The organism is Microvirga alba (assembly GCF_015694465.1).
GTDB classification, from domain to species: Bacteria; Pseudomonadota; Alphaproteobacteria; order Rhizobiales; family Beijerinckiaceae; genus Microvirga; species Microvirga alba.
The window spans coordinates 68,776-80,248 of the sequence record NZ_JADQDO010000006.1 but is presented as its reverse complement, the minus strand read 5'-3'; the positions used below and the strand labels follow the sequence as shown (position 1 = coordinate 80,248).

Sequence of the window (11,473 nt, the reverse complement as noted above, 5' to 3'; positions counted from 1 at the left end):
GGCTCGGCGTTTCTATCGGTATCCTGCTTATCAGGTTTCCCCGGCCCCGAATACGAGGCGCTCCACGTGGTCGCGGTCATCAGGATCAATGAGGCGCAGGAGATAACCGCTGATCAATGCCTTCCCCTCCGGTTCCAGATCGGCCAATGCCTGCATGATACGGCGCGTCTGCAATTTGGCGAGCTTCAGGGCCAAATCATGACCTTGAGCGGTTACATAGAGCAGCCGTTGTCGCCGATCAGCCGTGCCCATGCGGCTTTCGACGAAATCCTTCTCGATCAGCTCCTTCAGCACCCGGTTGAGGCTCTGTTTGGTGATGCGCAGAATATCGAGCAGTTCGGCAATCGTCAGACCGGGCTGGCGATCGACGAAATGCAGGACGCGATGGTGCGCGCGGCCAAAACCGTACTCGTCCAGGATCCGGTCTGGATCGCTGACGAAGTCGCGATAGGCGAAAAAGAATAATTCGATGAGGTCATAGGCGGGCACCTCGTCTAAGATGTCCTTACCAAGCCTCTGGGAGCGTACAGCCGGGATCGCGTCAGGCACCGTCCTTGTCCATTTTTAAGTCAGCCTTGTTGACATATCTCAGGACGATTGTTACTCGTCAAGGCGCTTCCGTGAAATGAATGAACTCGAAACTCCACGGACGCACACCGGAAATTACGCGACCCCGGTGAGCCATAAGGTCGATATTCAAGGAGAAGAACGATGTCCGCTACCCCCTTCGATCAACGTGATGGATGGATTTGGTATGATGGGCAGATCGTACCTTGGAAGGACGCCCAGCTCCACGTGCTGTCGCACGGCCTCCATTACGGCTCGAGCGTCTTCGAGGGTGAGCGGGCCTATGGCGGCCAAATCTTCAAATCGACCGAGCATTCCGAACGATTGAAGAAGTCCGCCGAAATCCTCGATTTCGAGATTCCGTATTCGGTTGCGGAGATCGATGCCGCCAAGCACCTCATCTTGCAGAAGAACGGACAGACCGACGCCTACTTGCGTCCGGTCGCCTGGCGCGGCTCCGAGATGATGGGCGTGGCGGCGCAGCACAACAAGATCCACCTCGCGATCGCCAGCTGGGAATGGCCGAGCTATTTCGATCCGGCCCAGAAGATGAAGGGCATTCGCATCGACATGGCGGATTATTGCCGTCCGGATCCGGCGACCGCGCCGTCCACGGCGAAGGCGGCGGGTCTCTATATGATCTGCACCATCTCCAAGCACCGGGCCGAGCGCAAGGGCTATGCCGACGCGCTGATGCTCGATTGGCAGGGCCGCGTCGCCGAGTGCACGGGAGCCAATGTGTTCTTCATCCGCGACGGCGCCGTCCATACGCCCATCGCGGACTGCTTCCTCGACGGCATCACCCGCCGCACGGTGATCGATCTCGCCAAGCGTCGCGGCTTTGAGGTGCAAGAGCGGCGGATCATGCCGGAGGAGCTGTCCAGCTTCAGCGAGTGCTTCATCACCGGAACGGCTGCCGAGGTGACGCCCGTGTCCGAGATCGGACCGCATACCTTCAAGCCGGGCAGCATGACCCAGACGCTGATGGACGATTACACCGCCGAGGTGCAGCCGAAGGCCAAGGCGGCCTAAGCTGTTCCTTTGAAGGCAAGCCAAGCCCGACGCGGACGTCTCAAATTCGTCCGTGTCGGGAACTCGGTTGAAGGTGGGTTTCGCGCCTTCAACGCACTCTTGATCCTCGGCCTCAGTTCAGAGGCCGGAGCTGGCGTTCGGCCGCTCGGCTATGCCGCGAGGGTGGCTCTTCGTAAGCGCCCAGACCTGTCGCCATCTGTGCCCCCAACGCGAAGAGTTCGGCCTAGCGGGTCCGCTAATCGATTTTTGCGGCCTCTTGTTTGCGGAACAAAATGAGAATATCGGATCATGTCGAGGTCCGGTTCGTTCCCTGTGGATAGCGGGGATGATTGAGGCGTCTCGCCTCGAAGATTCGTTGAGGAACAGACCTCCCAGCCTAGACGTTCCTATGGGGAACGTGCCGTGAACATTAAGGGGTCAAATGCCTCCAGATCCGAAAGTCGACGACCGGGCTGCCGGCCGACACGAGGACCCGCCCGAGGTTGTTGACCCGAAGGCTGATCCGGTCTCGTCTGCCGATCAGCCGGACCCTGAGGAATGGGTGATCGGGTTGGAGCCCATGTCCGCGGCTCAGGCCTCCTACCTGAAGGAGCTCTCCGAAAAGGCGCACGAGCCCGAAGCTTACGATCCCGAGCTCGACAAGGCCGAGGCCATAAAGCGCATCGATCAGCTCAAGAACGAGACAGAGTCCTAAACGGGCCTTGGTCCTAAACAGGCCTTGGGGTTGGCGTGGCCTGCGGATCGGCCTTATATCGCACATAATCACGGACCAAGCCTGAGGCCGGACGCCAACATGACGGACCACGTGTCGACTGCTCAGCTCCGCTCATTGAAGCGCATCTTGAACGCGCCGCTCTTGGTGCTCGCGGTTATCGTCGTGCTTATCGACGACGCCTTCCGAGCCCTCGTCGTGCCGGCCGTTCGCGCGCTCTCTCGCCTGGCGCTGTTCAGGCGGATCGAAACGACCATCGCAGGGCTGCCGGCCCACGTCATTCTGCTTCTCTTCATTATTCCGATCGCGATTTTGGAGCCCTTCAAGCTCTACGCCCTCTATCTCTTCAGCCAGGGTAAGCTCGTGGCGGGCGTTTTGACCTTTGTGATCGCGAAGGTCGTGGGGCTCGGTCTGGCCGAGCGGCTCTTCGCTATCGGTCGCGACAAGCTTTTGTCTATTGGCTGGTTCGCCCGGTGCCACGCCAAAGTGCTGGCTCTTCGCGATTTCGTCCATGGCTGGCTCATAAGCACGAGGCTCTGGCAGCAGGCTCTCCAGGTCGTGCGGATTGTGCTGCACATCGCGGCGCGAGGCCGCACGAAACTCGCGGCGCTCCTTCGTGCAACCGACCGTGGCGGCCGTTTCGCGGCCGCCCGTCGTCGCGTGCGCCGTTACTGGGCTGTCTAAAAGCCACTCGCCCCCTCTTTTGAAAGAGCTGTGCCGTCACCACATGCACTCGCGGGGGCTTTCCGCTCCGAGGGATGAAGAACACGATGATTAGAATTGCCTCTCGCCGAAGCCGCGCGATGATCGCCTTGGCGGCTGTGCTGGTCTTCGCAGGAAGCGCAGCCGAGGCGCGCGTCGGTGGGGGAAAAGGAAGCTTCGGTTCGCGCGGCGCGCGGACCTGGAGTGCGCCGCCGAGCACGAACACCACGCCGAGCGCCGCGCCGATCCAACGCTCACAGACGCCTGATCAGGGCTCCGCGATGAATCGTCCGGGCATGGCCTCTCCGGCGGCTGCCCAGCCGCGCCGCTTCGGATTCGGCACCGGCCTGATGGCCGGCCTCTTCGGTGCGGGCCTGCTCGGTATGCTGATGGGCAACGGCTTTTTCGGCGGCTTGGCTGGCCTCGGCTCGGTGATCGGTCTGCTTGTTCAGATCGGCCTTGTCGTGCTGCTCGTCTCGTTTGCGATGAAATGGTTCCGTCGGCGGCAGCAACCGGCCTATGCGGGTCCGGGTCAGGGTTATGCTCGGTCCATGCCTGATGAGCAGCCCCAGCCCGGTGGTGGCCTCGGGGGCGCGCTGGGCGGAGCGCTCGGTGGTCTCGGGCAGCGGGCCCAGCAGCCCTCGGGCGTGCGCGATGAGGTCGGTATCGGCGAGCGGGACTATGCCGCTTTCGAGCAATCGCTCAACGAGGTGCAGGAGGCTTATTCGCGCGGTGACGTTGCCAAGCTTTGGGCGTTAGCGACGCCGGAGATGGCGGGCTACATGCAGGAAGAGCTGAATGACAATGCGGCGCGTGGTTTGGCGAACCAAGTCTCCAACGTGAAACTGCTTCAAGGTGATCTGGCGGAGGCATGGCGCGAAGGAAGCGCGGAATATGCGACCGTTGCCATGCGCTATTCCCTGGTCGATGTCACGACCGAGAAAGCGACGGGCCGGGTGGTCGAAGGCGACGCCTCGCGGCCTGTCGAGGCGACCGAGGTTTGGACTTTCCGGAGAGATCCGGGCGGCTCCTGGAAGCTCTCGGCGATCCAGCAGAGCTAGGGTCCGACGTTTCTTCCAAACATCAAAACGGCCGGCTCTTCGCCGGCCGTTTTCCATACGACTTCAATGCCGTTCAAGGAGGGCTCAGGAGAGCCGTTCAGGTCGCCGATCGCTGCCGCTTCGGCCCATGGGACGCCGACATCTCGGGTTCGAGGCCCAGGTTCCTCCAGATTGCCGATGAATTCGTCTCGAATTGAGCGAGCCGGCGGCTGATTTCCGCAAGGTTCTCCTCCGCGGTTGCCAGGGTCTTGCCGTCCTTGACCAGCCGATGCCCCGCTTGTGTCAGGATGTTCCAAATGAAGCCGGGGATGTCCGCATCTCCAGAACGCTTCGCGAGCCAGATCAACTGATCGATGCGGTCGACGGCGATGCCGCCACCCGTCACGGCCGACGCGAAGTGCCTGAAAGTGTTGCCATGCCGCGCCTGATCCGCGATGGCCATATTCAACTGACTGGCGTGGGCTTGGCGTTCGGCCAGATCGCGTTCCGGCAGGCACGGATGGCAGACACCGAGCGCGCAAAGATGGAGGACGGCCTGCGTCACTCTCTCCGGTCCGACCTTTGCGAGTGTGGGCTCAGACAGCACGTCCCCGATGGAGCGCGGGCCACGCTCCAATATCGCGATGAGCGAGTCATATAGTTCGCCCTGGAAGTCGGCGCTGTAGCGAAGGCCGCGCAATTTTCGCGGAAAATTACCTCCAGCGCGTGAGAGCACGAACCGGGCCTCGAGCCATTTCTCCTTCTGACCGGATGCTGACAATCGCACCGGTCCTTTGATGAAAATATCGCGCCTGAAATGCTGCTCGACGATGTGATCGCGCACGGTCTGGCGCAAGGACACGTCATCGATTTCATCCAGGAATTTGCTTTGCTCCGGAGACAGATGGAGCGCGTCGATCATGTCGAGCGCGGCGGCCGGCCCGACCCAGGTCAGTTTAGCTTCCGACAGTTCGCGCGCGACATCCGAGAAATAGAACGGGTTGAGATCGCGATTGAAGTACTCGTGTGCGAGATAGTCGGAGTTCTGGGTCTTCAGGCGATCCAGCCGAGAAGCGAGGCCGGGGTGGCTCGCAAAATAGCGGCTGTCGAGTTCCTTGATCTTGCTTGCGAAGTCGAGCGAGGCATTGATGCGCGCCGTCAGGGGGAGCGAGCCCTTGCTCGCCGCGTGCTCGACCATGAGCCGCCGCAAAGGCATGATCGAGGCCCAGCCGGGCATCGAATTGTAAGAGATATAGACAACCCCGCCCGGCTTCAGCTTCTTGCGAATGAACCGCACGATCGACTGGCGATTCTCATCCGAAATCCAGCTATAGATGCCGTGCAGATTGATGAAATCGAAGTCGGGAAGGTCGTCGCGGTCGACGAACTCTACGAAGCTGTCGTCCGCGAACTGGACGTTCTTGAGTTTCGCGGATCGCGCCAAAGCGTGGGCGCCGGCGATATGGCCCGGGTTGAAATCGGTCGCGTAGAACTGGATATGCGGGTTCGCGGCGGCCAGAAGATTGACCGAGAAGCCTTGGCCGCATCCAAGTTCGCAATATGTCAGCGGCTCAAGGTCCAGCCCCGGTGCCTGGACGCCTTGCCGAAGGGCGAGCAGCCCCAGCAGGTTCGGGGTCAGCTCGTGATAAAAACCATACGTATAGCCGACATCGACCACGTAACCTGATGACCATTCGGCCATGACCGCTCCCTTTGACCGCCTGCTTTCCAGAGGCGTCTTATCTTAGCGGCATATGTTATATCGGAGCGAAACGAGTTGCAAAGGATGTAAAGCCGCCCTTTCCGATCCGATTGAATCGAAAAGGGTTCGGGAAGCTCCTATTTTGCCGCATTTGTCTCGCGCCTTGCGCGAAAGGGAACGGTTCAGTGCCCGCCGAGGGAAATGCGCACGTCGCGCGGGCTGTTCAGAATTTCCAGGAGGCTGTTGGCAATGTGCCGAGCTTCATCGTCCTTGAGACGAAGCATGAAGGGGGGCAGGAAACCGGCCTGCAGGGCCACGACCGCAAATCCATGCTCGTCCATGCCGATATCGATGGTTGGCGAGGTCACCTCGACCATTTCCTCCAGATCTTCCGCCTCCTCGCCGCTTTCACCGATGGCCATGAGAAGCTGACCCAATGCCTTGACGAGCGACCGGGCGGCGTGTGGGTCCATGACCACAGCCGTCGATTGCTCGCCCTTCTGGAACGCGAGCTGGATGTTGTCGCCCTCGAGCGTGACGGAAATACCTGCCATTCGTGTCCTCAATCCTCCCTGCCAGATATGGGGTTGCAGGCCATCGCGTGAAAGGCAAGGGCCTTGGTGCGAGAAATCAGCCCTATCGGGCAAACATAACTAGAACACTCAACGAGCTGGAGCAGCCCGTCCCCGTCGGTCGCCGACGTTCAGCACCGAGCGGCGAGGGAGCTCTCGCCGGTTGTCCTCTCCGAGGCTTATTTATAAAGCCGGGCCCGCCAGCATGCCGCCCTCAGCATATTGCTTAAGGCGCAGATTGTTCTGTACGTGCCTCACGCCCGACACGGAATCGGCGATATCCTCGGCATGCCGTTTCTCAAATCGGCTATTGACCGTGCCGGCGAGCGTGACCTCGCAGTTGAGGACGGTGACTTCGATCTCGGTCGCGTCGATATTGGGATCGTCCGTGAGACGATCGTTCACATCCTCCAGGATGCGGGCGTCGGACCGCTGGTAGCCCTTTGGCCCGCGCCCGCGATGACCGCCGCCGCCGCGCATATCCATGTCACGACGCCGGTCGGCCTCCTCATCGCCGAACCAGGACCGGATCTCGTCGCCGGCACGCTCAAGGAAGCCGCGCTCCTCGCCATAATCGCGAGAGCCTCTTCCGAAGGCCCCCGTGCCGAAACGTTCGTGATCGTAGTCATAGGAGGAGCCATAGTAGCCGTGGTCTTGGCTTCGCCCATAATCGATGCCGTACGCCGTTTCCCCGCGCCTGCGGTCTTCGCCAACCACGTCACGCCAGTCACGGGTCGATCCGCCCGAGCCATAGCCAGCAGAATCGCCGAAGTCGCGCTCGCTTCCGATGTCATAGCGGTCGTCATATCCGAATTCGCGATCATACCCCGCCGATCGATTCCCGAAGCCGCGCCGGGCGATGTAGCCGTCATCCTCCGGGCGCGGCTGGTCCTCCGCCCCGCGATAGGGGGCGGGTTCAGGGCGAGTTTCGGATCGGTCGCGATAACGGCTCCGATCCTCGTTGCGATAACGATGGGCCATGAGGGCGCTCCTCGGATCTTGCGATCGATGATTGTCGTTGCGGCACCTTCGAAACCAACGTGAATTCGCTCCGCTGGGTTCCTCTCCAAGGGGCAAGGATCGGGGCAAGAATCGGGGTCGCTCGGGTCGCCGCTGCCGGGTTGGAAAAAGGGGGAGGAAATTATTTAGGCGTGCTGTTGCCGCCATCAAGATCCGGTCGTGTAGCCAATGAGGCTAAGTCGAGATGCCTTGCATTTAGCCCATGGTTCCCCTAGTTATTTCGCATCGACATTTGGCCGGACGACTGGGCTACTTCGCTTTGGCACTGCCGGGCGCACGTTCCTTCTCTCTACCAATATCGACTGATGGGTGGTTGGCTGCGGCCCCCACCTACGTGCAAACGACAGTGAAAGGAATTCCCATGGAAACGGGAACCGTGAAGTGGTACAATGAAACCAAAGGTTATGGCTTCATTCAGCCCGACAACGGCGGCAAGGACGTGTTCGTTCATGCGACGGCGCTTGAGCGCGCTGGCATGCGTGGCCTTCGCGAAGGTCAGAAGATCTCCTACGAGCTTCAGACCGACCAGCGCACCGGCCGCGCTTCTGCAGTGAACCTGCAGAACGCGTAAGGTTTTGTGCAGGAGGGCGTGCCCGGCGCGCCCTCTCGCATAGCAGCCGTTCCGCTTGAGGAGCGGCTTTTTTGTTGTGATACGGAAGGCTTTGCATGGCAAAGGAAGAACTGATTACGTTCGAGGGACTTGTGACCGAAATTCTCCCCGATGCACGCTATCGGGTGCAGCTCGACAACGGGCACGAGGTCATTGCCTACACAGCTGGCAAGATGAAGAAGAATCGCATCAAGACCTTGGCGGGTGACCGCGTGACCGTTGAGATGTCGCCCTATGACCTCGAAAAGGGCCGCCTTATCTTCCGTCATAAGGATTCGGGTGCTTCGAGCGGGCCGCGTCCGCCGCAGCGCGGCAATCAGCAGTTCCGGCGGCGCTGAGGCCATCCTGCTTTACGCGACCGCGTGCATGACCGAGAGGGTGACGCGGTCGGGGCCGATATCCTCATCCATATCGGTGAAGTGCATCAGTTCGGCGAGCCGGTTCCGGGCGCGGTTGACCCGGCTCTTGATGGTGCCGACGGCGCAGCCGCAGATCTCCGCAGCCTGCTCGTAAGAGAACCCTGACGCGCCCACAAGCAGCAGCGCTTCGCGCTGATCGTGCGGCAGGCGGGCGAGCGCCCTTTGCAGATCCTCGAAATCGAGATGCGGCAGCTGGTCGGGCTGAACCGAGAGCGTGGCGGCATATTTCCCGTCCGCATCCTCCACCTCGCGGCGGCGCTTCCGGTATTCGGAATGGAACAGGTTCCGCAGAATGGTGAAGAGCCAGGCCTGCATGTTGGTGCCGGGCTGGAAGCGGGTGATGTTGGCGATCGCGCGCATGAGCGTTTCCTGCACGAGGTCGTCCGCCCGGTCGACGTTGTTGGTGAGCGAGATGGCGAAGGCGCGCAGATTCGGCGTTGCCTTGAGCATGGAATCGCGAAGGGAAACGTCGATACTCATGACTGAGCTTTCTCAGGCAACTCTTCACTCAGACGATTGATGATCTCGATGAACCGGTCCGGCACCGGCTGCTCCCCGAGAGCAAGCGACTCGTAGAATTGGCGGAGGCGCAGGCCGAGCTGAGCCTGGACGGCGCGGGAAAGCGCAGGAGAAGACCTCCGGGGACCGGTGACCGATTCCGGATCGCGATAGGGCATACCTTTAAGAGCTTTATTACGCACGGAATTATCCTGATCCATTCGAAGTCGCGACCTTCCACTCGGGTCGCACGAAAGGCGGCACCCGATCGCCCTTGGGTCAACGTCCCGGCCTGACCGATGTTCCCATTCGGATGGGATTCCTTTCGAGGCTCACCTGCTGATTTCGGGGAACTTAATCCTCAGCGCCAAGTTTTCCGCTCAGGCTTCCTTGGCCGCGTGGGGACCTGATCCAAGATGCTCAACGGCCTCGCGCAGAACCGGTCCGCACTTCTGCGAAAAATGCCCTGGCGGCACGGAACGGGGTGGGGCGTCGAAGACGACGATCGAGGAGAAACACCATGGGCCTGAGCACGATTCTGCTCATTATCGTCATTCTGATGCTGCTCGGCGCCGTGCCCACATGGCCCCATAGCCGCAACTGGGGTTACGGCCCAAGCGGCATTCTGGGGGTTGTGCTGATCATCCTGGTCGTGCTGCTGCTGCTTGGCCGGATCTGAGGGCTGAGCAGCCGACCCTTCTCAAAGATGAAGGTGGCATGGGGCACTCGAGGGGCAAGCGAAGCCTTGCGACAGCCCAGCGCGGGGCGGGGCCCAGCGAGCGACCGGTGTGCGGTCGCACATCCGCCGATATGCATGCGTTTTAGTGTTTCGTTTGCCGCTTCCGGAGACGACGCGGGCAGGGGCGAGGGATCGGACGGGTCGTCTCGTTGAAAAAGACCCTTTGGCCCCACTGACCCTCTTCCCGGGACGTCCCGGCACGGTCGTCACCTTGGCTCCTCGCGGGACAGGGATAAACCCCGTCATCCATGCCCCTTGGGTGACGGGGTGGCGTTCCCGGTCCGAAGGCGCCGATGCGTTGCATCCCATCCCAACAGAGCGTGGTGAAACCGCCTCTCAACGTCGCATTCTTCGCTACACCGCGGAATGGGCGGCTCTGTCCTCTGCAAGGATTTGACACTGGGACCCGAATACCGGCACTCTTCATTTCGCAACGTTATTCCAGACTAATTCATTCCAGAGTTCGCCCCTTGCTTACCCGCTATACCAAATTGGTGCCCGCCAATTCCTGCCTCGCTTATGCAATTACAACTGTCATGGTGACGGTCGCGATTGGCGTGCGCATGACCCTTCAGCCACTTCTGGGCGACAACCTTCTCGACATCACGCTCTATCCGGCCGTGCTCCTGGCGGCGGTGCTCGGCGGCGGAAGGGCGGGAATGCTCGCCCTTTTGCTGGGAGCGACCGTTGCCGTTCTTTTCCTGGCCTACAGCGACACACAGCTTCTCGCCCCAGGGACGCTCGCGGATCTAGGGCTGTATCTTTCCGGCGCGGGGCTCTCCGTTCTGGTCGCGGCCGCGCTGCGACGCGCCGTCGAACGGATGGAAGTCGCGCAGGAAAAGCTGGTCACGGCCCTGGAGGCTTCCGGCGCGGGCACATGGCGCTGGGACATCCGCGAGGATTGCATCGAGTGGGACCCGGCGCTGGTGCGTCTGTTCCGCCTCGATCCTTCTTTTACGCCGCGGCACGGGGAGGAATTCGCGCGCCTCATACATCCTGAGGATCTCGCCCATGTCGACGCGGTCATTCGGGATGCGAAGGCACAGGGCAGCGCCGAATACGAGTTTCGCGCCATTCTCCCGGACGGCGCGGTGCGGTGGATGTATGCCCGTTGCCGCATGATCCGCGATCCGAAAACGCATCCCTCTCCCTTGATGGTGGGGGCGTGTCTTGACGTGACCGAGCGCAAGCTGGGACAGGAGCGGCAAAACCTGCTGGTTCACGAGCTGAACCACCGGGTGAAGAACACGCTCTCCGTCGTGCAATCCCTCGCGCTCCAGACCCTGCGCGGCAGCGACAGCCTCGATGCGTTCAAGGAGGCCTTTCAGGCCCGCCTGTTCGCGCTCTCCGCGACCCACAACATCCTGACCCAGGAATTGTGGGAAAGCGCCTGCATGCGCGAAATCCTCTGCGCGGAGCTGGAGCCCTATGGCGGGATCGACGAGCGTCGAGTGTGTGCCGCGGGCGACTCGATCCGCCTCACGCCCCGGCAGGCGCTGACCTTCGGCATGGCCTTCCACGAACTCGCCACCAACGCCGTGAAATACGGCGCGCTCTCCGCGCCGCAGGGCAGCGTCGACATCGCCTGGCGCACCGAACCCGACTCCACCGGCAAGCCGCTTCTCAAGGTCGATTGGGTGGAAAAGAACGGCCCGCCCGTCCGCGAGCCCGCGCGAAAAGGCTTCGGTTCGAAGCTCATCGAACGCGGCATCCGCCACGAGCTGGACGGCTCCCTCGACATGCGCTTCCACCCCGAGGGCCTGCGCTGCTCGTTCGCCGTGCCGTTGTAGGGCGGGACTCGGGGAGAGGAACGAGCACGCCTCCGTTGGTTGGGCTCGTCCCGGCCATTCCGATAAAGCG

Annotated in this window: 14 protein-coding genes; 8 read left to right on the top strand and 6 right to left on the bottom strand. The window is 61.5% G+C overall.

The window, feature by feature from the left end; all coding sequences use genetic code 11:
- Window positions 1-30 precede the first annotated feature (30 nt).
- A complete protein-coding gene (locus tag I2H38_RS13175) occupies window positions 31-549 on the bottom strand; it encodes a MarR family winged helix-turn-helix transcriptional regulator (RefSeq protein ID WP_196272319.1) in 519 nt (172 codons plus the stop codon).
- 162 nt (window positions 550-711) lie between these two features.
- Between I2H38_RS13175 and I2H38_RS13170 the strand changes: the two genes are divergently transcribed.
- From I2H38_RS13170 to I2H38_RS13155, 4 genes are all read left to right on the top strand, one after another.
- Complete coding sequence (locus tag I2H38_RS13170) at window positions 712-1,599, top strand: branched-chain amino acid aminotransferase (protein WP_196272318.1); 888 nt, start codon at window positions 712-714, stop codon at window positions 1,597-1,599.
- A 421-nt stretch (window positions 1,600-2,020) separates the two neighbouring features.
- Window positions 2,021-2,293 (top strand): DUF3072 domain-containing protein, encoded by a 273-nt coding sequence (locus I2H38_RS13165; protein ID WP_196272317.1) that lies wholly within the window; start codon window positions 2,021-2,023, stop codon window positions 2,291-2,293.
- A 99-nt stretch (window positions 2,294-2,392) separates the two neighbouring features.
- On the top strand, window positions 2,393-2,995 hold the full coding sequence (locus I2H38_RS13160; RefSeq protein ID WP_196272316.1) for a hypothetical protein: 603 nt from the start codon (window positions 2,393-2,395) through the stop codon (window positions 2,993-2,995).
- Window positions 2,996-3,081: 86 nt separating this feature from the next.
- Window positions 3,082-4,074: a Tim44 domain-containing protein gene (locus I2H38_RS13155; protein ID WP_196272315.1), complete on the top strand. Its 993-nt coding sequence runs from the start codon at window positions 3,082-3,084 to the stop codon at window positions 4,072-4,074.
- 97 nt (window positions 4,075-4,171) lie between these two features.
- Here I2H38_RS13155 and I2H38_RS13150 read toward each other — a convergent pair whose 3' ends face one another.
- The 3 genes from I2H38_RS13150 to I2H38_RS13140 all read right to left on the bottom strand — a co-directional run bounded on the left by I2H38_RS13150 (window position 4,172) and on the right by I2H38_RS13140 (window position 7,308).
- Entirely contained in the window at window positions 4,172-5,755 is a 1,584-nt protein-coding gene (locus tag I2H38_RS13150) for a class I SAM-dependent methyltransferase (RefSeq protein WP_196272314.1), read from the bottom strand.
- A gap of 182 nt (window positions 5,756-5,937) precedes the next feature.
- Window positions 5,938-6,309, bottom strand: coding sequence for a hypothetical protein (locus I2H38_RS13145; RefSeq protein WP_196272313.1), 372 nt, complete (start codon window positions 6,307-6,309; stop codon window positions 5,938-5,940).
- Window positions 6,310-6,510: 201 nt separating this feature from the next.
- Window positions 6,511-7,308 (bottom strand): BON domain-containing protein, encoded by a 798-nt coding sequence (locus I2H38_RS13140; protein WP_196272312.1) that lies wholly within the window; start codon window positions 7,306-7,308, stop codon window positions 6,511-6,513.
- A gap of 400 nt (window positions 7,309-7,708) precedes the next feature.
- Here I2H38_RS13140 and I2H38_RS13135 point away from each other — a divergent pair, with 400 nt between their 5' ends.
- Window positions 7,709-7,918 carry a cold-shock protein gene (locus I2H38_RS13135; RefSeq protein WP_091138623.1) on the top strand — a complete coding sequence of 70 codons (210 nt, stop codon included), beginning with the start codon at window positions 7,709-7,711 and terminating at the stop codon, window positions 7,916-7,918.
- A gap of 95 nt (window positions 7,919-8,013) precedes the next feature.
- Window positions 8,014-8,295 (top strand): translation initiation factor IF-1, encoded by a 282-nt coding sequence (gene infA / locus I2H38_RS13130; RefSeq protein WP_009494617.1) that lies wholly within the window; start codon window positions 8,014-8,016, stop codon window positions 8,293-8,295.
- A gap of 12 nt (window positions 8,296-8,307) precedes the next feature.
- On the opposite strand, the gene I2H38_RS13125 is transcribed toward infA, so the two are convergent.
- Window positions 8,308-8,856: a sigma-70 family RNA polymerase sigma factor gene (locus I2H38_RS13125; RefSeq protein WP_196272311.1), complete on the bottom strand. Its 549-nt coding sequence runs from the start codon at window positions 8,854-8,856 to the stop codon at window positions 8,308-8,310.
- A complete protein-coding gene (locus I2H38_RS13120; protein WP_196272310.1) occupies window positions 8,853-9,077 on the bottom strand; it encodes a NepR family anti-sigma factor in 225 nt (74 codons plus the stop codon). Before I2H38_RS13120 ends, I2H38_RS13125 begins: the two co-directional genes overlap by 4 nt.
- A gap of 317 nt (window positions 9,078-9,394) precedes the next feature.
- On the opposite strand from I2H38_RS13120, the gene I2H38_RS13115 reads away from it, so the two are divergent.
- Both I2H38_RS13115 and I2H38_RS13110 read left to right on the top strand, forming a co-directional pair.
- Window positions 9,395-9,553 carry a DUF3309 family protein gene (locus I2H38_RS13115; protein ID WP_196272309.1) on the top strand — a complete coding sequence of 53 codons (159 nt, stop codon included), beginning with the start codon at window positions 9,395-9,397 and terminating at the stop codon, window positions 9,551-9,553.
- Between the two features lie 530 nt (window positions 9,554-10,083).
- Entirely contained in the window at window positions 10,084-11,403 is a 1,320-nt protein-coding gene (locus tag I2H38_RS13110; RefSeq protein WP_196272308.1) for a sensor histidine kinase, read from the top strand.
- Window positions 11,404-11,473 lie beyond the last annotated feature (70 nt).

Bases quoted from the DNA above. Each gene is read 5' to 3' on its own strand.
- I2H38_RS13170 (WP_196272318.1), top strand. From the start codon at position 712: ATGTCCGCTACCCCCTTCGATCAACGTGATGGATGGATTTGGTATGAT.
- I2H38_RS13165 (WP_196272317.1), top strand. From the start codon at position 2,021: ATGCCTCCAGATCCGAAAGTCGACGACCGGGCTGCCGGCCGACACGAG.
- I2H38_RS13160 (WP_196272316.1), top strand. From the start codon at position 2,393: ATGACGGACCACGTGTCGACTGCTCAGCTCCGCTCATTGAAGCGCATC.
- I2H38_RS13155 (WP_196272315.1), top strand. From the start codon at position 3,082: ATGATTAGAATTGCCTCTCGCCGAAGCCGCGCGATGATCGCCTTGGCG.
- I2H38_RS13150 (WP_196272314.1), bottom strand. From the start codon at position 5,755: ATGGCCGAATGGTCATCAGGTTACGTGGTCGATGTCGGCTATACGTAT.
- I2H38_RS13145 (WP_196272313.1), bottom strand. From the start codon at position 6,309: ATGGCAGGTATTTCCGTCACGCTCGAGGGCGACAACATCCAGCTCGCG.
- I2H38_RS13140 (WP_196272312.1), bottom strand. From the start codon at position 7,308: ATGGCCCATCGTTATCGCAACGAGGATCGGAGCCGTTATCGCGACCGA.
- I2H38_RS13135 (WP_091138623.1), top strand. From the start codon at position 7,709: ATGGAAACGGGAACCGTGAAGTGGTACAATGAAACCAAAGGTTATGGC.
- infA (WP_009494617.1), top strand. From the start codon at position 8,014: ATGGCAAAGGAAGAACTGATTACGTTCGAGGGACTTGTGACCGAAATT.
- I2H38_RS13125 (WP_196272311.1), bottom strand. From the start codon at position 8,856: ATGAGTATCGACGTTTCCCTTCGCGATTCCATGCTCAAGGCAACGCCG.
- I2H38_RS13115 (WP_196272309.1), top strand. From the start codon at position 9,395: ATGGGCCTGAGCACGATTCTGCTCATTATCGTCATTCTGATGCTGCTC.